The sequence below is a fragment of the Pseudomonas sp. P4_D7 genome, from assembly GCF_056401755.1.
Map to the genome: position 1 here is coordinate 17,916 of NZ_JBFUIR010000046.1, position 17,735 is coordinate 35,650.

The window sequence follows — 17,735 nt, forward strand, 5'->3', positions numbered from 1 at the left end:
AAGGATCCAAGGGCATGCAGAGTCGTTTCAGGCCGACATTCAAACCCATGCTGCGCGCCCTGTTACTGATGGGCCTGTCGATGGACGCTGCGTTCGCGGCAGTCGGCAATTGTTCGGCACTGGGGCGCATGCCGCCAGTGATCGAAATCGGCGAAGGGTTTCAGCAGGACGTGCAGTCCCCCGTGGCGATCACGCGTCTGGCCATCGGCGACCCGAAAATCGCCGACGTCCACGCCAACGGCAGTTCGTCCTTTCTGCTCACCGGCGTTGCACCCGGCGCCACCAGCCTGATGGTCTGGACGTCGTGTTCGAGCGAGCCGCGCCAGAGCATGGTCTTTGTTCAGGGCGCCGCCACTGCCGCGCTGTACAGCAGTCTGCCGTCGGATGATCCGAACCTGCCGTCGCAAGTGCAGACCGACATTCGTTTCGTCGAAGTCAGCCGCACCAAACTCAAGGAAGCCACCGCCTCACTGATCGGTACGCGCGGCAATTTCCTCTTCGGTTCGCCCGGCACCCTGCCGCCGATTGACGGGGTGCCGCAGCCCCGCCTGCCGGTGGACAACTCGCTGTTCAACTTCTCGTGGATCGGTGGCAAGACCATGGCAATCATCAATGCCCTGGAAACCAGCGGCTTCGCCTACACCCTCGCGCGGCCGAGCCTGGTCGCGCTGAACGGGCAAAGCGCAAGCTTTCTGGCCGGCGGTGAAATTCCGATTCCGGTGCCCAGTTCCGGCAGCGACAGCGTGTCGATCGAGTACAAGGAATTCGGCATCCGCCTGACCCTGACGCCGACCATCATCGGTCGCGACCGCATCGCGTTGAAGGTCGCCCCGGAAGTCAGCGAACTGGACTTCAGTAACGCCGTACAGATCGCCGGCACCACTGTGCCGGCGCTGACTATCCGCCGCACCGACACCAGCGTGTCGCTTGGCGACGGCGAGAGTTTCGTCATCAGTGGCTTGATCAGCACCACCAACAGCTCGCAGGTGAACAAGTTTCCCGGCCTCGGTGACATCCCGGTACTCGGCGCATTTTTCAAAGGCTCGCAGATCAAGCGCGAAGAGCGCGAACTGTTGATGATCGTGACGCCGCATCTGGTGCAGCCATTGGCCGCCGATGCCCAGTTGCCGTCGTTACCCGGGGAAAAACTGCGCAATTACGACCCGAATTTCTACCGCATGTTCTTCTTGGAAAACGGCAATTTCGACAAGCGCAGCGGGTTATCGCAATGAGCCAGAACCTGAGCCAGACCTTTCTCGCCATCACCCGCAACAGCACCGATCTGGAGTGGCTGCAGGGCGCGCTCGCGCCGCTCGGCCAAGTGGTCAGCGCCGGTGGCGGCAGCCTGGATGAGCTGCTGGCGTTGGTCGACGTCACCTTTGCCAGTCTGGTGTTCGTCGGCCTGGATCGCGAGCACGTGGTCGCCCAGAGCGCGTTGATCGAAGGCGCGCTGGAGGCCAAACCGATGCTGGCAATCGTGGCCCTCGGCGACGGCATGGACAATCAGCTGGTGCTCAATGCGATGCGTGCCGGGGCCAGGGATTTTGTCGCCTACGGTTCGCGCTCCAGTGAAGTCGCCGGGCTGGTGCGGCGCTTGAGTAAACGCCTGCCGCCCGTGGCACCGAATACGCAACTGGGCGGCCTTACGGTCATGTATGGCGTGCAGAGCAGTTCCGATGGCGCGCTGTTGGCCAACCACATGGCGCTGGTGGTGCAAAAGAGCGGTCAGCAAACCTTGCTGCTCGATCTCGGTCTGCCGCGCGGTGACAGCCTCGCCCTGCTCGGGCTGGAAAGTTCGTTTCACTTTGGCGATGCCCTGCGTCACTTGCGCCGGCTCGACGCCACGCTGATCGACAGCGCCTTCACCAGCGCCGAAGCCGGCCTGCGCATTCTCGCCTACGCCAGCAACGATGAGCCGTTGGAAAACACCAGCGCCGCCGAGCTGTACATGTTGCTCAGCGCCTTGCGCCAGCACTTCCAGCACATCGTCGTGAACCTCACCGGGCAGACCGACAGTGAAGCCTTGCGCACCTTTGTCAGCCACTGCGACAAGTTGCTCTGGTACACCGACCAGAACGTGCTCAACTGCCGGCGCAACCTCGCCGTGCTCAATCTGTGGCGGGAAAAAGGCATGAAGCTCGACCACGGGCGGCTGCTGATCGACCGCTACCTGAGCAGCGTCGCGCCCAATTCGGAAACCCTCGGCAAGACCTTCAATCTGGAAGTGATCGCCACGCTGGCCCTCACTCCAGAAGTGCGCCTGAACGCGAAAAACCAGGGCGTCAGCCTGTTCGAACTGGCCCCGCGCGAAAAACTTACCCAGAGCCTGCGCACCCTCGGTGAGCGCCTGGCCAAACGTTCCGAGGGTCTGGCCAAGCCCAAAGTCACCTGGTTCGACCGCTTGCGAGGCACCTCATGAGCGCAGAAAAACTCTTCGGCGCTGCGCCCCGCAGCAGCGGCGGCAACAGCGATCACGAAGGCCTGAAACTGGTCCTGCATCGGTACATCATCGACGCCCTCGAAGAGTCGGGAAAAAACCTGCTGGAAGGTTCTCGTCAGCAACTCGCACAGTTCGTCACCGACAAGGTCGCCGAGTACATCGCCCGTTTGCACTTGGCGATTTCCCGCTACGAAATGGAGCGCCTGGCCGAGGAGATCGTCGACGAACTCACCGGTTTCGGTCCGCTGGAGGTGTTGCTGCGCGATCACTCGGTGACGGAGATTCTGGTCAACGGCCCGCACCGGGTATTCATCGAACGCGACGGTGTGCTGCACCAGAGTGACCTGCGGTTTATCGATGCCCATCACGTCGAACGCGTGATGCAACGCATCCTTGCACCACTCGGACGACGCCTCGACGAGTCCTCACCGATGGTCGACGCACGCCTGCCCGATGGCAGTCGGGTCAATGCGATCATTCCGCCGATTGCCCTCGACGGCCCCTGCCTGTCGATTCGCAAATTCCGCAAGGACATGCTTAAAAGCAGCGACCTGATCGCCATGCAAACCGTCGACCTGTCGATCTTCGAGTTTTTCCAGGATGCCGTCGGCAAGCGCTGCAACATCCTGATCAGCGGCGGCACCGGCACCGGCAAGACCACGCTGCTGAACATTCTCAGCCAGTTGATCAACCCGCACGAACGTCTGGTGACCATCGAAGACGTCGCCGAATTGCAGCTCGGCCACCCCCACGTGGTGCGCCTGGAAACCCGTCCGCCGAATGCCGAAGGCCACGGTGAAGTGAAGGCCAGCGACCTGATCCGCAATGCCCTGCGGATGCGCCCCGACCGGATCATCCTCGGCGAGATTCGTGGCGTCGAAGTGGTCGATGTACTCACGGCGATGAACACCGGCCACGACGGTTCGATGAGCACCGTGCACGCCAACAACGCCCAGGATGCCCTGCTGCGCCTGGAAACGCTGGTCGGTCTGACGGGCCGTTCCATCGCCGAACGCACCCTGCGCCAGATGATCTGCGCGGCCCTCGACGTGATCATCCAGCTGACGCGCATGCCCGACGGGCGCCGTTGCGTCAGCGAGGTCGTGGAAGTGGTCGGCATTCGCGAAGACGTTTACGTCACCAACACGCTGTTCCGCCTCGACCGCCGCAGCGGTTTCGGTTTCCTGCGCGAAGCCGTCAATCCGGCCGGCGACAAGCTGCGCCACGAGACACATCAGGGCTGACGGCAAGGAGCATCAAGCATGCTGGGACCGATCATTCTCATCGTTATCTGCCTGACGCTGCTGGGGCTGTCGATTCGCCTGTTTTTGCAGGGTCTGCGCAAGACCGCCACGGAAAAAGTGCTCAACCGTCTCGCCGCCGGACAACCGCAACCGGCGCCGGAAAAACCTGTGTGGGTCGGACTGGAGCGTATGTTTCTGCGTGCCGGACTGGGCCGCCCGACCGAGCGTTTCGGCCTGTGGCTGAGTCTGTGGGCGCTGGCGATAGCGCTGGGGTATTTTCTTGCTGACTGGATCGGCCTGCTACTGATGATCGTCATACCGCCACTGCTGTTGCGGCTATACATCGCCATTCTTTACCAACGCCGGATCAAACGCATGATCGAGCAACTGCCGCAGTTGCTTGATCACACCGTGCGTAGCCTGAAGTCCGGGCGCACCCTGAGTGACGCGGTCATGGGCGGCATTGAAGCCAGCGAAGATCCGCTGAAAAAAGCCATGGGCCGGGTCCAGCGCAACGTGCAACTGGGGGTGAACCTGCCCGATGCGGTCAGTGATTTTGCCGAGCTGTATGAACAGGATGAACTGCGCATGTTCGCCCTCGGCCTGAAGGTCAATCATCGCTACGGCGGCAACGCCAGCGAGCTGCTGGAGAACCTGATCAAACTGATCCGCGAACGCGACCAGGGCGCCCGCCAACTGCGCGCCCTCACCGGCGAAACGCGCATGACCGCGTGGGTGCTCGGCTCATTGCCGCTGCTGCTGGTGAGTTACTTCATGCTGACCAACCCCGGCTACATGCTGGGGATGTGGAACGACGCCAGTGGTCAGCACATGTTGATCAGCGCCGCCGTGCTGCAAGTGGTCGGCAGCCTGGCGCTGTGGCGCATGTTGAGGAGCGTCTGACATGGTCTGGCTCGCGGCACTGATGTTGCTGCTCGGCGCCTTGATGCTGGTGATCAATCACCTGCTGATAGAGCGGCGCCGGGTGCGTCAGATCAATCAGCGCCTGCAAGGACAACTGGTGCGCGAGAATCGCTTCGGCAACTGGTTGCGCGCATTGGGCAGCAGTAAGTTCGGGCAACGCTCGGTGAGCATCGACAGCGAAACCCAGACCCTGCTCAACCGCATCGGCTGGCGCCGGGCCAACGAACGGGCGCTGTATGCGGCATGCCAGGTGGGTACGCCGTTATTGACGCTGGGCCTGGCGATCTTTCTGCAAGAAGTGTTCTTCCCCCAGGCCGACAACCGCTGGCTGGTGCCAATGCTCGCCACCGGTGGCGGTTACCTGCTGCCCAAACGCCTGCTGGCCTACGCCGCAGCACGGCGGCAGAAAACCATCTCAGTGGAGGTTTCGACGTTTATTCCGCTGCTGCGCATCCTGTTCGAATCCGGCATGGCAGTGGAACAAGCCCTGCGTGTACTCAGCATCGAAGCGCAAAAACTGTTGCCGGAACTGACCAGCGAACTGCGCCTGATCCTGACCCGTGTCGACTCCGGTCTGGAACTTGGCCAGGAGTTGAACAAAGCCGCGGTGATGCTCGCCGTGGACGAATTCAGCGACACCTGCGTAATCCTCCAGCAACTGATTCAACAGGGCGGCGGCGCGATGAAATCGCTGCTGGCGCTCAAGCAACTGCTGGATGACCGGCGCCTGACGCGCTTGCAGGAGTACATCTCGAAAATGTCGGCGAAGATGTCTGTAGTGATGATGCTGTTTCTGTTTCCGGCACTGCTGATCGTCCTCGCTGGCCCCGGCTTCACCGCGATAGCCCGGGCGTTCGCAAACTGACCTTGCTCATGGAGAGCGTTTGATGAAAGTACTGATAGTCATGGCAAGTCTGTTGATGCTCGGCGGTTGCGCCACCGACGGCCAGGCACCCTGGACAGCGCTGCTGGCACCGAGCAGTTGCAGCAAGATGACCCAGGAGCAAGAGCTGGCCCTGAACCTCGCGGACGATCTGGCCAACGACGGCAAACTGCACGCCAGCCTGGCTAACCTGCAAAGCCTGCCGGACAACATCAGCGAAGTGCGCCTGCGCAAAGCCAAGGTCTATCGTCTGCTCGGCCGTAGCGAAGCCGAGCCGCTGTACCGCGGCCTGCTCGGCGGCTGCCTGACCGCCGAAGCCGAACACGGCCTCGGTCAGCTCTACGCTGCTCGCGGCGACAACGGCCAAGCCCAGGCCCACCTGCAACGCGCCGCGCGCCTGGCCCCCACCGACGAAAAAATCCGCAACGACCTGGGCGTGGTCTACCTCAACCAACTGCGCCTCAACGACGCCCGTTTCGAGTTCCTCACCGCCATCGAACTCAAGCAGAACAACCAACTGGCAACCCTGAATATGGTCACCCTGCTGCTGTACCAGAACGATTGGCCACAGGCCGCCGAAATCGTCAGCCGCGCCAAACTGACCCCGCAACAATTCACCGAAGCCCAGGAACGCGCAGAAAAACTCAAAGCCCCGGTCAAGGCCAAACCGGCCACGAGCAATCAAGTGGCCGCCGTCGCTGACCCGTTGCCGTCATCGCTCAAATAAGGAGACAGCCATGAACCCCTTCAAAGGCCTGTGCTACCTGACCCTGCTCAGCCTGCCCCTCAGCGCCGCCGCCATCGACGCCGGCCCCGCCTCGGCGCAACAACAGGAAACCGAAGGCTGGCTGGTCCTGCAAAGCCGCAACAAAGCCGCCTCCCCCAAACCCCAAACGGCGACTGCGACCGAACGGGATCTGGCGATGCAGCGCTGGCTGAAGAAGTACAAATACGAGATTCCGGATTTTTATGATCCGGATGCGGGTGGGAAGATCGAGAGCAAGAATTAGTGATGGGGTGACCTTGCGAGCGCTTTCGCGAGCAGGCTCGCTCCCACCTTTTGAAATGCACTCCACCTGTGGGAGCGAGCCTGCTCGCGAATAACGATGACGCGGTGTGCCTGGCGGATCAGGCCTGCGGATCCACCCGATCCAGTGCCCGGTTTACCGCCAGCTCGGCCAGCATGATGATCTGCTGAATCGCCAGCGCGGTATTGCGCTCCGGCCGGGCCAACTGATCGGCAAAGTTACCGGCCAGTGTGTTGGCCGAAGCCAGGGATTCGCAGGCATGGGCGAGCAGGCTTTCGGTATCGATTTTCGGGTGGATGAGGAACATCGTGGTGGGTTGGTGGGGTTTCGCCGGTTCGGGGCAGAGGTAGAAATCGAGGGTGCGTTTGATGGCCTCGCGGTTTTTGACGAGGTCGTCGGCGCGGATGGCTTCTTCGAGTGGGGTGATGGGTTCGTGGGGTGGGTCGGGGATCAGTTTGTCCATTGAAACAATTCCAAAGTCTTTGCCGCCACCCACTGCCATTCTCACGGGGCAAAAGGTGGCAGCCGTATGCGGGGTGAGAATACCGGTTATGGACACCCGGCCAGACCGAAGTCTGCCCGCACACAGCCGCCATGACACATTGCAGACAGCAGACAAGCTGGCGGCGATTATGCGTGCACAGAAACTGGATGACCATAAATTGCCGGGTTCTCACACCCGATCGCTGAGTGTTCAGCGACAGTCAGAGACTAGAGAGCGCACGTCTGACGGACAACCTGAAAACCGTGTGGGAAGGTTCCGGTTATCTCCCACAAATTTAAACAGCCAAAAGCCAACCCTCACTCTAGCCCTCTCCCGGAGGGAGAGGGGACTGACCGAGTTGGCTGGGGGAGCTACGCCGACGTGAAAGACCGAGTCGAATTCAGACTCTGAAACAGATCAAAAGCCCCTCACCCGCTCCTAACCACTCAACAGGATGAGCGTTAGCTCGGCTGCAGCTTTTGATCTGCTGGCCCCTTCGGCAGGCTGAGTGGAGGGATTTATCCGGGGGTGGGAGCGCAGCGACCGTTTGGCGAAGCCAAACACATCGAGAGGAGGTGCAGCGAAGCAAACCGTAGACGATGCCCCCGGATAGATCCCGGAACGAAGGAACCCCGAGCCCTAGCGAGGGGCCGAACGCCGGGGCCCAGCCTTTTGGTTACTTTTTGGCGTCTGAAAAAGTGACCCGCTGTAAGAGCGGAACCGCCAGCAGCAACACCCGCAGCAACGGATATTCACCCAAAACCCCAAGAACCTGGTCGGCCCACAGGCCGCCAAGTCAATGCGCCGTAACCCGCTGCCGCAAAGCAGAAGCACTAGGCGACAAGGCCAAAGCCAACTGCGTCCGATTATGCATATGCGTCAACCGCAACACCTGCGAAACATAAAGCTTCACCGTGTTCTCGGTAATCCCCAACTCACAGGCAATCTGATAATTGGTCTGCCCCTTGCCCACCAACCGCGCCACATCCAATTGCCGCGGCGACAACTGATTGAAAATCTCCGGCATCTCCTGAGCCTCCGCCTCGGCAGGCTCACCGCCCAACACATCACGAACCACCGCCGAAGGACTACGACGCACCTTGTCCAGATCCTGATAAAGGTCATCAATCGACTCAGACAGATACTGCAACTTCTGATTCAAATGCCCCAATTGCAGATTCTTCTGCCGCTCCTGCAGCGCCGCCTCCTGACGCCGCACCCCGTCGAGCAACTCATCCAGATCAATCGGCTTCTGATAATAATCGGCAATCCCGGCACGCAATGCCTTGATCACATCCTGCTTGTCGGCACGCCCAGTGAGCATGATCGCCTCAAACACCCGACGCTTGCCCGCCAAACGCTGCAACGCCTGAATCAGTTGAATGCCATCCATGTCCGGCATGTGCAGATCACTCAGCACCAGACCGATTTCCGCGTCCTCACTGAAACACTCGATCGCCTGCAGACTGGATTCGCACGGCACACAGCGATAACCATTGCTTTCAAGAAACTCGCACAACTCCTCCACGATCAACGGCTGATCGTCGACCACGAGGACTTTTACCGCAGACGTAAGCTTGTTCACGTGCTACTCCATGTCCCAGGCCAAAGCTGACCACTCCTGTACTGCCAGCCTTTGGCTGTATAACCAGTTCATTTGAAAGTAGACGTACTTTCCGACTATGTACATAGAACTAGTGGCGCTTGGCGACTAGTGGATCCAAAGCATAACGAGCACTGCACCGACCAGCACGAACGGTGCAAATGGCAGCTTTTTTGACATGCTCGGGGCCAGATATCGCAGACGTTCTCTAAGCCCTTGACTCATATGGAGCCAGACTCTTGGCGCCAGCAGCATCCAGATCAGGCTGGCGACGCCCGCCCCTATAAATACGCCAAGAATAAACAGACCGTCCGTCGCAAGACCGAGGGCTGTCATTAATTTCACATCGCCGGCGCCCATGCGCCCCATGAAAAAACCCGGCAGGGTCAGCGCCAGCGCGATCAGGCAGGCCCAACCGCCCTGCCCCGCCTCAGCGCCCAGCCAAGTGCTGCCGGTCCACAACAGCCAGATCAGCGCCAGCGCCGCCGCACCGAGCGTCAGCCCATTGGCAATGCGTCGCTGGCGGGCATCTTGCGCCGCGCACAGGCCCAGCCAGATCAGAAGGAGAAAACTGTACATCCGGTAAAAACCGTCCATTTTTGCGGAATGATTCTATGCTGAGACTACGCAGTGACAGTCAGGGTAGACGCACTCATGAAAACCGGCTTTCGCAAGTCGCAAAAAGGTGCGGTGGCGATTGAGTTCGCCTTGGTGTTCATCATCTTTTTCGCCGTGTTTTACGGCCTGGTCAGTTACAGCCTGCCCTTGGTGATGATGCAATCGTTCAATCAGGCCACGTCCGAAGCCGTGCGCCGCAGTGTCGCGGTCGATCCCAACACACCCAACTATTCAACCGTGGTGATCAACACCGCGAATGCCACGCTGACCCAGCAATTGTCCTGGATCCGTCCGATCTTCAACCTGGTGGTCGGCGTTGACACCAGTGTCGAATACAGCGCGACGGGCCTGCTGACAGTGCAAGTGAATTACCCGGTCAGCAAGCTCAATCAGGTCATGCCGTTTCTGGTTCTGCCGGGCATCGGCACGGTACCCAGCCTGCCCACCTACCTGACCGCCAAGTCGAGTCTGCAATTTTGACGTCGGGAGACAAACTTTTCGGGCGTTTGCTCAAACGCACACCGCCCGCCGCCCATGAGTTGCCCGACCCACTCGGTTCACCCGCAACAGGCTTGCACCTGTACCTGAACGACGACGGTGACGTGCTGCAAATGGCCGGGCCGCTGCGGCATCTGCTGGCGCAGTTCAAGACTCACGATCGACCCTTACCGCTGAGCGCCTATCTACTGCCGCACAGCACACTGACCATCGAAGGTCGGCCAAGGGAGTGGCAGGGGCTTTTGCTTGATCTCGACTTCTTCGGTCTGGGCGAGCAGACCGTGCACGTGCGTGGCTGGGTTCAACCGCTGGGCGAGGGCTGGCTGATGCAGTTGATCGATATCGCCGACTTGTTGCTCGAACGCCAACAATCGCGCCAGCGTGATGCCTGCCAATTGCTCGCCGGGCAGATCAGCGAACAGTTGCGCGCATGCAGCCAGGCGCGGTTGCCGACGATCGTCAGCGAACAATTGCAAATGATCGCCCAGCGCTGGCACATCCCTTGTCTGGCGCTGGCCTTGCTCGATGATGAGCAGCAGGGCTGGCAGATCTATCGTCAGCATCGCGCCCACGATGCGCCGAACCTGTGGCACGACCAGCAACGTCTGGGCACGCCGCTGGACAGCCTGAACGGTGCCGCGCCGCAACGTGTCGGCGCGCATCAGGGCCTGGATGAACATTCGCGAGTGCAGGTTCTGTTCGGCAGTGCCGAAGGTTTCGCGGTGCCGTATAGCGATGAACACGGTGTGGTGGCCTGGCTGCTCTGTGGGTTTTATCCCGTGGACAGCGCCGCACCATACCTGACCGAGCGTGACTGGATGGCACTGCTCGGCGCGCTGGCCGGGCCGTTGCTGGGGCGCCTGCGCGAACAGCAGCATCACTTGCAACTGGAGCGCATCGAAGCGCTGCAAACCCTGTTGGGTGCAGGCTGGTGGGAGATTTTGGCAGGCGACAAGCACATTCAACTGGCACCCGCGCTGGCGGCGGTCTTGAACGTGAACCCTGGCGGATTACCGCTGGAAGACTGGCTGATGCAAATCCATCCCGCCGACCGCGACGAGTTGCGCAGCCGTCTGCACGCTTTGCAACAACACGGTGAAGCCCTGACGCTCTCGGTGCGTCTGCACGACGGCAATCCCGCGCAAGCGCCCACGTGGTATCGCGTACAGGGCCAACTGATTGGCAGCGGCGAGCACCGCCGGCTGGTCGGTTTCATGCTCGACATCAGCGACATCCAGAACCAGCAACAACGGGCCGCCGCTGCGCATGCGCGGCTGGACAACCTGATTGCCAGCTCGCCCGCGGTGATTTACGTCCAGCACTACCAGGAAGGCGCGCTGATACCGGCGTTCTTCAGTGCCAGCCTGCAACCCTTGCTGGGCTGGAACCTTGAGGACTGCAGCGACGGTGCTCTGGTCGAGATGATCCATCCCGAGGATCGCGAGGTGTATTTCGCCCGCAGCCGCCAGTTGCTGCGCGAAGGTTCGGTGCGCAGCCGTTATCGACTGCGCGACCGTCGCGGCGAGTATCACTGGTTGCTCGATGAAGCCCGTCTGCTGCGCAATGACCTCGGCCTGCCAGTCGAAGCGGTCGGTTTGTGGCTGGACGTCACCGAGGCGACCCTGGCAGCCGAACAGGTGAAAAAAAGTGAAGAGCGCTATCGGATTCTGGTGGAAGACTCGCCGGCAATGATCTGTCGCTATCGCCCGGATCTGATTCTGACCTTTGGCAACCGGCCGCTGGCGAAGTATCTGGAATGCACGCCGGAGGAACTGCCAGGGGTCGATCTGGGCAGATGGATGTCCGAGGAACAACGTACTGCGTTCGTCCAGCGTCTCGCTGCACTGACTGTGGAGCAACCGGTGAGCACCGCGGAAATCAGCCTGCAACTGCCCGGCAGAGAACATGCCTGGTGGGTGTGGTCCGATCGCGGCGTGTTCGATGAGCACGGCCAGTTGATCGAAGTGCAAGCGGTGGGCCGAGACAACACCGAGGTGCGCCGCTCGCAGCAGCAACTCACACAAAGCGCGAAAATGGCCACCCTTGGCGAAATGGCCACCGGCCTCGCCCATGAAATCAATCAGCCGCTGAACGTGATGCGCATGGCCATCGTCAACGTGCTCAAGCGCCTGGGCAACGGCGATGTGCAGGTCGATTACCTGACCGACAAGCTCAATCGCATCGATGCGCAGGTGCAGCGTGCAGCGAAAGTCGTCGATCACATGCGCGTATTCGGTCGACGTTCGGAGATCGAGCAGCAACTGTTCAACCCGGCCTCGGCCATTGAAGGCACGCTGTCGCTGCTGGCCGAGGGCATGCGCGGCAAAGGCGTGGATTTGCGCATCAGCGAGACCGGGTTCGAGGTGCGAGTGCGCGGCTACGTCGATCAGCTTGAACAGGTGTTGATCAATCTGATGGTCAACGCGCGGGATGCGTTACTGAGCAAACGCGAGAAGGACTCAAGCTTCAAACCGTGGATCTCAATCTACGCTGAACGTGACGAGCAGCATGTGCGACTGTGGGTCGAGGACAACGGGGGCGGCATCGATCCGCGTTTGCTGGAGCGGATTTTCGAGCCGTTTTTCACCACCAAACCCATCGGCGTCGGCACCGGGCTGGGGCTGTCGGTGAGCTACGGCATCATCGACAACATGGGCGGCGAGTTGAGCGTGCGCAACTCGGTGGAGGGCGCGCGGTTCTGCATTGAGTTGCCAGTTGCCGTGGACGCCTAGATCACCAGATAGGCCTTGCCGGTCTGGCCGCAGGTCATGTTGGCACCGACGTCGACATCCATCAGGTTAATGCCCAGGCCTTTGAGCAGGTTGTTCAGCAGCGGGTCGAGCAACGGGCTGACCAGGTTGGTCACCACCGGCAGCAGTTTGCTGGTGACATCACTGATCAACGAGGCAACGCCGGTAACAACGGCACCCAATGGATTGCTGCCCTGGGGTTTGTAGACGATCAGGTTGATCCCCGCGAGGGTGTTCGACAGGCTGCCGACGATGTTACTGGTGGGTGCGGCTGACTGAATGCTTGGGGGTAATTTGAGGTTGGCCGGGGTGGCGAATGGCGTAGCGCTGGAGAACACCAGATCCTGAGTGTTTTGCGCAACGCTGGTGTCGAGCATGATCGCAATGCCGCCAGCGCCGTATTGAATATGGGTGGAGGGGTCGCAAGTCCCGATGCCCAGAATCTTGTGGCAGGTGACGATTCCCAGATCAACCAACGGTAATGGCGTGACAGTCGGTTCGGCGGCCGAGGAAAAGGCGTTGGCAGGGTCGATCTTGCCGAGTTTGAGGTCGGCAATGGATGTGATGGTGTGGGCAGTCAGGCTTTTCGTGCCTGTTGTCCCGGTTGGGCAGCTGTAATCGGTGACATAGCTTTTCGCGCCACCAGCATCCAGGCTGATGTCAATTTCGGGGGATGGCAAAAGGAGTGGGTCAAGTTGCTGGCAACCGGCGCAGGCGACCGAACTCAGGACTGCTACCAGATTCAGACTCAGGACTGCATTGAGCGTCGGCGTCAGTCCCGCGACCAATCCCAACACCGCGTTGGTCAGTCCCGTGACCCCGGACAGCACCGGCAGATTCACTGAGACCAGCGTGCGCACCTGCGCCGTACGCACATAAATCCGGTCCGGCCCGGTCGGATTGACCTTGGCCCGCGCCGGATCGCCAATGGCGGAAAACTGCGGCGGCTCGATCACTTTCACCCGCACCGTGACATTCGCCAGCCCGAGCACGCTGATCGGCAACGTCGCCGCCACCGCACTCTTGCTGTTGGCCAGTTGCACCACGCCTTGAATCAGTTGCAGCAGTTGCAGATTGGCGTCCAGCCCTGCTGCCGTGGTCCCGGTCTGCAATTGCAGAATGTCACCCAGTTTGACCGGCGCCGCGTTGACCGCCGCCACCTGCAATTGGCCCAGCGCAGTGATCACTTGGGCGGTCGCACCATTGAGTTGCACCACCGTCGCGGCGGCCTGAATCAGTTGCGTCACCGTGGCCTGAGTGTTGAGTAATTGCGTGTAATTGCCGGCCGCGACATTGAGATTGATCGCCAGCTGATCAAGGTATTTCAGCAAGTTGATATCAGTGTTCAGCAAACCGTCCCAGCCTAGCGCGGTAAGATTGACGTTACCGCCGAGCAACCCGGAAAACAGCGGATTGAGGATGTTCGACTGGGCCGTATCGATGCTCGCCAGCGTGCTGCGAATATTCAGCTGGGCGACCGTTGGCTGCGGTTTGGCGGCCACCGCCGAGGCATTCAGCGTGGTATTGAGACTGACCGGTGTACCGCTGAACAAGGCTTGTACGCCGCCGGCAAAACTGGTGATCACCGTGCGACTGGCGACGACTTTGACCGCAGCCATTTGCGTGGCATCCACGGCGAACGTGCGTAAACCGCTGGCGGCAGTCACCAGGGTGCCGCACGTGGTGGCGAGGGTGTTGCTGGCGTCGACAACGTAGCCGTTGCGCACGGCGCTTTGCCCGGCGTAACTGGCAGCGCTCAGCCCCGGCAGGCAATTGCCGCCACGACTGACGGCTTCGAGGGCGGCGTTGTCCACCACCCGCTGCAATTTGCGTTGCTCCATGTACAAGCGGCCGGTGTCGACCACCAACAGCAGCATCACCACCGCCAGACTGAGGGTGGCCGCCGCCATCAAGCCAATCGCCCCGCGCTGCCGGGCCGGGCTGGTGAATCGCGAACGAGGCGACATGGCGCACTCCTTTGCCGCAAGCTCCATTGGTGCAACTGAGTGTAGACGCGCCTAATGGCAACGCGCCATTTCGAACAGACAAACATCCCTGCTCGCGAAGGCGTCGTGTCGGATAAATAACAGTTGAATGACACCCGGCTTTCGCGAGCAGGCTCGCTCCCACATCAGAATTTAGGGTGGAACAAAAAATGGGAGCTCAACAGCTCCCACTTTTTAACGGATTCAGCGCGGTGGATAGTTGGCCAGAATCCGCCCGACAGTCTCGCGAATGGCATTGCTGCGATCTTCGGGATTCGGCCTGCTGGCGAGCATCTGCTCATCGCTGCCGCGCCACACCAGTTTGCCGTCTTTGCCGTCGAGCAGGTCGATCTGGATGGTCGCGACCTTGTAAATGATGTTGCGCGTTTCGTTGTACATCGGCGCGCCCCAGTAGCCGTTCCACGGGCCACCCCAACCGCCACCGTAATTGGTCGTCACTTGCTGCTGACGATCCTCGACGATCAGGTAGGTCTGTACATTCAGGTCACCCTTGCCCCCCGCCGCCGCAGGACGCAAACCGCGCTGGTCGAGCTGATCAGCGACGGCCTGGCGGATGCGCTGTTCGGTCAGGTCGCTTTTGATTCGTGGATCATCGGGGCGATATTGCAGGGCGGGGTCTTTCCAGCTCCAGCTGCGATAGGCGGCAAAGTCGCGGCTGGCATCGAAGTCGTGGTTGACCTGGTTGGCGGCGCAGGCGCTGAGCAGCGTGGCCATGGCCAGTAGAGCGAGACGGCGGAACATGGTTTTTCTCCGATTGAAGACATGAACCTGCGGCAGCTTCCCGTTGGCAGAAAGCTAACTCGGAGGATACGCCGACATGGCCTTTTCCACAGCTTCGCGGATCGAATCGGTGCGATCGATTTCGCTGCCCTTGTTCGCGGTTTCGGCACTGGCGCTCCAGACCGGTTGCCCGCTGCCGGCGTCGAACAGATTGACCTGCACCACCACGACCTGCTCCGAATACGTGCGCACGATCGGCACCGTGTTGTACATGCCATAACCGCGACCATATCGATCGTAGCCGCCGTATCCGCCGCCGTAGTAGCCGTAGTCGTCCTGGACCTGCCGCAAACGGGTTTCCAGCCGCAGATCGGCGCTGACCAACAGGTCGGCCGGGCGGTTGTCGTGCAACGGGCGCAAACCGCGCTGATCGAGGGCATTGCTCACCGCTTCGGCCACTTGCGCCGAGTCCGCCCACGCCGTACCCGGCGGCAACTGCCCGTTGAGCCAGGCCCAACTGCGATAGCGTCCGTAGTCACGCGGCGGCGCCGGGTAAGCGCTACGGTCGAAGGTGGTGGCGGCTTGCGCCGGCGCCGGCGGCAAGGGCCGCGACTGCGCCACGTACGGGTTGCTGCCCTGGCAGGCAGCCAACCCCAGACAGATCAGCAATAACCCGGATTGAGCTTTCATGTCGCGCTCCGATCAGATCGGCCGGCAGATCCAGTGCAAGTAGCGCCCAAGCCCGGCGAAGCTTGGGTGACGGCGGTGAGCGAGCTCCATCTCGAGCAAATCCGCGAGTTCGGCGCGGGCCTGGAATTCCACCGGCATGTAGTCGTGGAAAACCCGGATCCCGCTCTGGGTTTCGACCTGCCACAGGCCTTCGAGTTGCGTTGCCAATTCCCGTGGGTCGAGAGGCTGTTGCGGGGTCAGGCTCTGCTTTTCCCCAGCCATGCTGTTCTTGCGCATTTTCTTGAAATGGCCTTTGAGCAGGTTGCGGTAGATCAGCGCATCGCGGTTGTAGAACGCCAGCGACAACCAGCCGCCGGGCTTGGTGAGTTGGTGCAGCACCGGCAGGATCGCGTGGGGTTCGGCGAGCCATTCGAGCACGGCGTGGCAGATCACCAGATCGTACGGTTCAGTGAGTTGGCCGAGCAGTTCCTGCCACGGCGCCTGAATGAATGTTGCGGTTTGCCCGGCTTCAGCAAAACGCTGGCGCGCGCCTTCGAGCATCGGTGCGGCGGGCTCGGTGAAGGTTACGTCATGGCCGCGCTCGGCCAGCCACAGCGACATGTGGCCAAGACCACCACCGATGTCGAGAACGCGCAACGGATGATCCGGCAGTGCCTCGATTAGGTCGGCCTGCAACACCGCGAGGCGAATCGCGCCTTTCGCGCCGCCATAGATTTTTTCGGCGAACCGCGTCGCCAACTGATCGAAATGCCGGTCGCTCATCAGCTGAACCGCCGTTCGCTGTCGGCAAGCTTGACGCGCACCACTTCATTCATGTCCAGGCCCAACTCGCTGCACAGCAGCAACAGGTACAACACGATATCGCCGACTTCCTGCCCGGCGTGGGCGAGTTTGTCGGCGGGCAACTGGCGCGACTGGTCTTCCGTCAGCCACTGGAAGATTTCCACCAGTTCAGACATTTCGACACTGGCTGCCATGGCGAGGTTTTTCGGGCTGTGAAATTGCCGCCAGTCATTACGGTCGCGAATGGCGTGCAGGCGTTCGGTCAGTTCAACAAGGTTCATCGGGTTCTCCTGAAGGCGTATAGCTTCGGGGGGATACCCACCAAAGGCAAGCGGCGCAGGTGATCTAATGTGGGAGCGAGCCTGCTCGCGAAAGCGCTGTGTCATTCAACCCATCAGTTAACTGATCCACCGTATTCGCGAGCAGGCTCGCTCCCACACAGAATGGGTGCAAACCTTCTATCATGCAGGGAACTCGGCCACCCGCGTTGTGGCCCAAGGCTCAGCTCTTTCATCAGGATGCACACATGCAGGTAGAAAGCTTTTTCGAATGGCTCGGGCAGGCGCTCGGTTCAGTCATCCGCTTTATCGTCGATGGCCTCAGTGGTTTGTTCAACATTCTGAGCAATGCCGGTGGCAACTTTGTCGACGGCCTGGCCAAAACCCTGGGCATGGACACCTCGATCATCAGCATCATCGCCCTGATCGTCGGGTTGATGCTGTTGTGGTCGGCGATTCGGGCGTTCATGAATGCGTCGATTATTGCCGGGATCATCTGGTTGTTGCTGGGGTTGTGGCTGCTTAGCTGGATTATTCATTAACCGCTTGAAGAGCCCCTCATCGGAACGCCGCCCGCCTAGCCCTCTCCCGGAGGGAGAGGGGACTGAATGGGGGATATTCAAGAGCTACACCGACTTGAGCGAGCTTCAGCGAATCCATAATCGGCACATTCTCTCAGGTCGATGGATGACGCCAGACACCTCGGTCGGCCCCCTCTCCCTCTGGGAGAGGGCTGGGGTGAGGGGGTTGTTTCTGTCAGACACAGCAAATCCTCCATGAATCGTT

18 protein-coding genes are annotated in these 17,735 nt (G+C 60.8%); 10 read left to right on the forward strand and 8 right to left on the reverse strand.

All coding sequences use genetic code 11. The features are described 5' to 3' along the window. Positions 1-14 precede the first annotated feature (14 nt). From AC1DVF_RS23465 to AC1DVF_RS23495, 7 genes are read left to right on the forward strand one after another with little or no spacing between them, the layout of a single operon-like run. Entirely contained in the window at positions 15-1,232 is a 1,218-nt protein-coding gene (locus tag AC1DVF_RS23465) for a type II and III secretion system protein family protein (protein ID WP_477783214.1), read from the forward strand. Then, positions 1,229-2,419 carry a CpaE/TadZ family protein gene (locus AC1DVF_RS23470; protein ID WP_477783215.1) on the forward strand — a complete coding sequence of 397 codons (1,191 nt, stop codon included), beginning with the start codon at positions 1,229-1,231 and terminating at the stop codon, positions 2,417-2,419. Before AC1DVF_RS23465 ends, AC1DVF_RS23470 begins: the two co-directional genes overlap by 4 nt. Beyond that, a complete protein-coding gene (locus AC1DVF_RS23475; RefSeq protein WP_477783216.1) occupies positions 2,416-3,684 on the forward strand; it encodes a CpaF family protein in 1,269 nt (422 codons plus the stop codon). The genes AC1DVF_RS23470 and AC1DVF_RS23475 overlap by 4 nt, the downstream gene beginning before the upstream one ends. An 18-nt stretch (positions 3,685-3,702) precedes the next feature. Further along, positions 3,703-4,587 carry a type II secretion system F family protein gene (locus AC1DVF_RS23480; protein WP_477783217.1) on the forward strand — a complete coding sequence of 295 codons (885 nt, stop codon included), beginning with the start codon at positions 3,703-3,705 and terminating at the stop codon, positions 4,585-4,587. Position 4,588: 1 nt separating this feature from the next. Further along, positions 4,589-5,473 carry a type II secretion system F family protein gene (locus AC1DVF_RS23485; protein WP_116256701.1) on the forward strand — a complete coding sequence of 295 codons (885 nt, stop codon included), beginning with the start codon at positions 4,589-4,591 and terminating at the stop codon, positions 5,471-5,473. 22 nt (positions 5,474-5,495) lie between these two features. Beyond that, positions 5,496-6,218, forward strand: a complete 723-nt coding sequence (locus AC1DVF_RS23490; protein ID WP_320335873.1) for a tetratricopeptide repeat protein — start codon at positions 5,496-5,498, stop codon at positions 6,216-6,218. A gap of 10 nt (positions 6,219-6,228) precedes the next feature. Next, the gene (locus tag AC1DVF_RS23495) at positions 6,229-6,501 is read left to right on the forward strand and encodes a DUF3613 domain-containing protein (protein WP_093430268.1); all 273 of its coding nucleotides are present in this window, start codon (positions 6,229-6,231) and stop codon (positions 6,499-6,501) included. Between the two features lie 118 nt (positions 6,502-6,619). Here AC1DVF_RS23495 and AC1DVF_RS23500 read toward each other — a convergent pair whose 3' ends face one another. From AC1DVF_RS23500 to AC1DVF_RS23510, 3 genes are all read right to left on the reverse strand, one after another. Next, positions 6,620-6,982, reverse strand: a complete 363-nt coding sequence (locus tag AC1DVF_RS23500; protein WP_477783218.1) for a DUF6124 family protein — start codon at positions 6,980-6,982, stop codon at positions 6,620-6,622. An 817-nt stretch (positions 6,983-7,799) separates the two neighbouring features. After that, positions 7,800-8,588 (reverse strand): response regulator transcription factor, encoded by a 789-nt coding sequence (locus tag AC1DVF_RS23505; RefSeq protein ID WP_320335875.1) that lies wholly within the window; start codon positions 8,586-8,588, stop codon positions 7,800-7,802. Between the two features lie 126 nt (positions 8,589-8,714). Beyond that, a complete protein-coding gene (locus tag AC1DVF_RS23510) occupies positions 8,715-9,185 on the reverse strand; it encodes a prepilin peptidase (RefSeq protein ID WP_460089747.1) in 471 nt (156 codons plus the stop codon). 75 nt (positions 9,186-9,260) lie between these two features. Here AC1DVF_RS23510 and AC1DVF_RS23515 point away from each other — a divergent pair, with 75 nt between their 5' ends. Together AC1DVF_RS23515 and AC1DVF_RS23520 are read left to right on the forward strand one after the other, a co-directional pair. After that, positions 9,261-9,704 carry a TadE/TadG family type IV pilus assembly protein gene (locus AC1DVF_RS23515; RefSeq protein ID WP_093430263.1) on the forward strand — a complete coding sequence of 148 codons (444 nt, stop codon included), beginning with the start codon at positions 9,261-9,263 and terminating at the stop codon, positions 9,702-9,704. Further along, a complete protein-coding gene (locus tag AC1DVF_RS23520) occupies positions 9,701-12,454 on the forward strand; it encodes a PAS domain-containing sensor histidine kinase (RefSeq protein WP_477783219.1) in 2,754 nt (917 codons plus the stop codon). The genes AC1DVF_RS23515 and AC1DVF_RS23520 overlap by 4 nt, the downstream gene beginning before the upstream one ends. Here the strand turns inward: AC1DVF_RS23520 and AC1DVF_RS23525 are convergent. The 5 genes from AC1DVF_RS23525 to AC1DVF_RS23545 form a co-directional block, all read right to left on the reverse strand. Next, entirely contained in the window at positions 12,451-14,439 is a 1,989-nt protein-coding gene (locus AC1DVF_RS23525; RefSeq protein WP_116255835.1) for a pilus assembly protein TadG-related protein, read from the reverse strand. The genes AC1DVF_RS23520 and AC1DVF_RS23525 overlap by 4 nt on opposite strands. 222 nt (positions 14,440-14,661) lie before the next feature. Beyond that, the gene (locus AC1DVF_RS23530; RefSeq protein ID WP_477783220.1) at positions 14,662-15,219 is read right to left on the reverse strand and encodes a DUF4136 domain-containing protein; all 558 of its coding nucleotides are present in this window, start codon (positions 15,217-15,219) and stop codon (positions 14,662-14,664) included. Positions 15,220-15,273: 54 nt separating this feature from the next. Beyond that, positions 15,274-15,888: a DUF4136 domain-containing protein gene (locus tag AC1DVF_RS23535; protein ID WP_095047366.1), complete on the reverse strand. Its 615-nt coding sequence runs from the start codon at positions 15,886-15,888 to the stop codon at positions 15,274-15,276. A 12-nt stretch (positions 15,889-15,900) separates the two neighbouring features. Then, a complete protein-coding gene (locus AC1DVF_RS23540; protein ID WP_427120584.1) occupies positions 15,901-16,650 on the reverse strand; it encodes a methyltransferase in 750 nt (249 codons plus the stop codon). Next, on the reverse strand, positions 16,650-16,952 hold the full coding sequence (locus tag AC1DVF_RS23545) for a MazG-like family protein (protein ID WP_460130706.1): 303 nt from the start codon (positions 16,950-16,952) through the stop codon (positions 16,650-16,652). Before AC1DVF_RS23545 ends, AC1DVF_RS23540 begins: the two co-directional genes overlap by 1 nt. 245 nt (positions 16,953-17,197) lie before the next feature. Between AC1DVF_RS23545 and AC1DVF_RS23550 the strand changes: the two genes are divergently transcribed. Further along, a complete protein-coding gene (locus AC1DVF_RS23550; RefSeq protein ID WP_007914623.1) occupies positions 17,198-17,491 on the forward strand; it encodes a hypothetical protein in 294 nt (97 codons plus the stop codon). The last annotated feature ends 244 nt before the right edge of the window (positions 17,492-17,735 follow it).

Bases quoted from the DNA above. Each gene is read 5' to 3' on its own strand.
- AC1DVF_RS23465 (WP_477783214.1), top strand. From the start codon at position 15: ATGCAGAGTCGTTTCAGGCCGACATTCAAACCCATGCTGCGCGCCCTG.
- AC1DVF_RS23470 (WP_477783215.1), top strand. From the start codon at position 1,229: ATGAGCCAGAACCTGAGCCAGACCTTTCTCGCCATCACCCGCAACAGC.
- AC1DVF_RS23475 (WP_477783216.1), top strand. From the start codon at position 2,416: ATGAGCGCAGAAAAACTCTTCGGCGCTGCGCCCCGCAGCAGCGGCGGC.
- AC1DVF_RS23480 (WP_477783217.1), top strand. From the start codon at position 3,703: ATGCTGGGACCGATCATTCTCATCGTTATCTGCCTGACGCTGCTGGGG.
- AC1DVF_RS23485 (WP_116256701.1), top strand. From the start codon at position 4,589: ATGGTCTGGCTCGCGGCACTGATGTTGCTGCTCGGCGCCTTGATGCTG.
- AC1DVF_RS23490 (WP_320335873.1), top strand. From the start codon at position 5,496: ATGAAAGTACTGATAGTCATGGCAAGTCTGTTGATGCTCGGCGGTTGC.
- AC1DVF_RS23495 (WP_093430268.1), top strand. From the start codon at position 6,229: ATGAACCCCTTCAAAGGCCTGTGCTACCTGACCCTGCTCAGCCTGCCC.
- AC1DVF_RS23500 (WP_477783218.1), bottom strand. From the start codon at position 6,982: ATGGACAAACTGATCCCCGACCCACCCCACGAACCCATCACCCCACTC.
- AC1DVF_RS23510 (WP_460089747.1), bottom strand. From the start codon at position 9,185: ATGTACAGTTTTCTCCTTCTGATCTGGCTGGGCCTGTGCGCGGCGCAA.
- AC1DVF_RS23515 (WP_093430263.1), top strand. From the start codon at position 9,261: ATGAAAACCGGCTTTCGCAAGTCGCAAAAAGGTGCGGTGGCGATTGAG.
- AC1DVF_RS23525 (WP_116255835.1), bottom strand. From the start codon at position 14,439: ATGTCGCCTCGTTCGCGATTCACCAGCCCGGCCCGGCAGCGCGGGGCG.
- AC1DVF_RS23530 (WP_477783220.1), bottom strand. From the start codon at position 15,219: ATGTTCCGCCGTCTCGCTCTACTGGCCATGGCCACGCTGCTCAGCGCC.
- AC1DVF_RS23535 (WP_095047366.1), bottom strand. From the start codon at position 15,888: ATGAAAGCTCAATCCGGGTTATTGCTGATCTGTCTGGGGTTGGCTGCC.
- AC1DVF_RS23540 (WP_427120584.1), bottom strand. From the start codon at position 16,650: ATGAGCGACCGGCATTTCGATCAGTTGGCGACGCGGTTCGCCGAAAAA.
- AC1DVF_RS23545 (WP_460130706.1), bottom strand. From the start codon at position 16,952: ATGAACCTTGTTGAACTGACCGAACGCCTGCACGCCATTCGCGACCGT.
- AC1DVF_RS23550 (WP_007914623.1), top strand. From the start codon at position 17,198: ATGCAGGTAGAAAGCTTTTTCGAATGGCTCGGGCAGGCGCTCGGTTCA.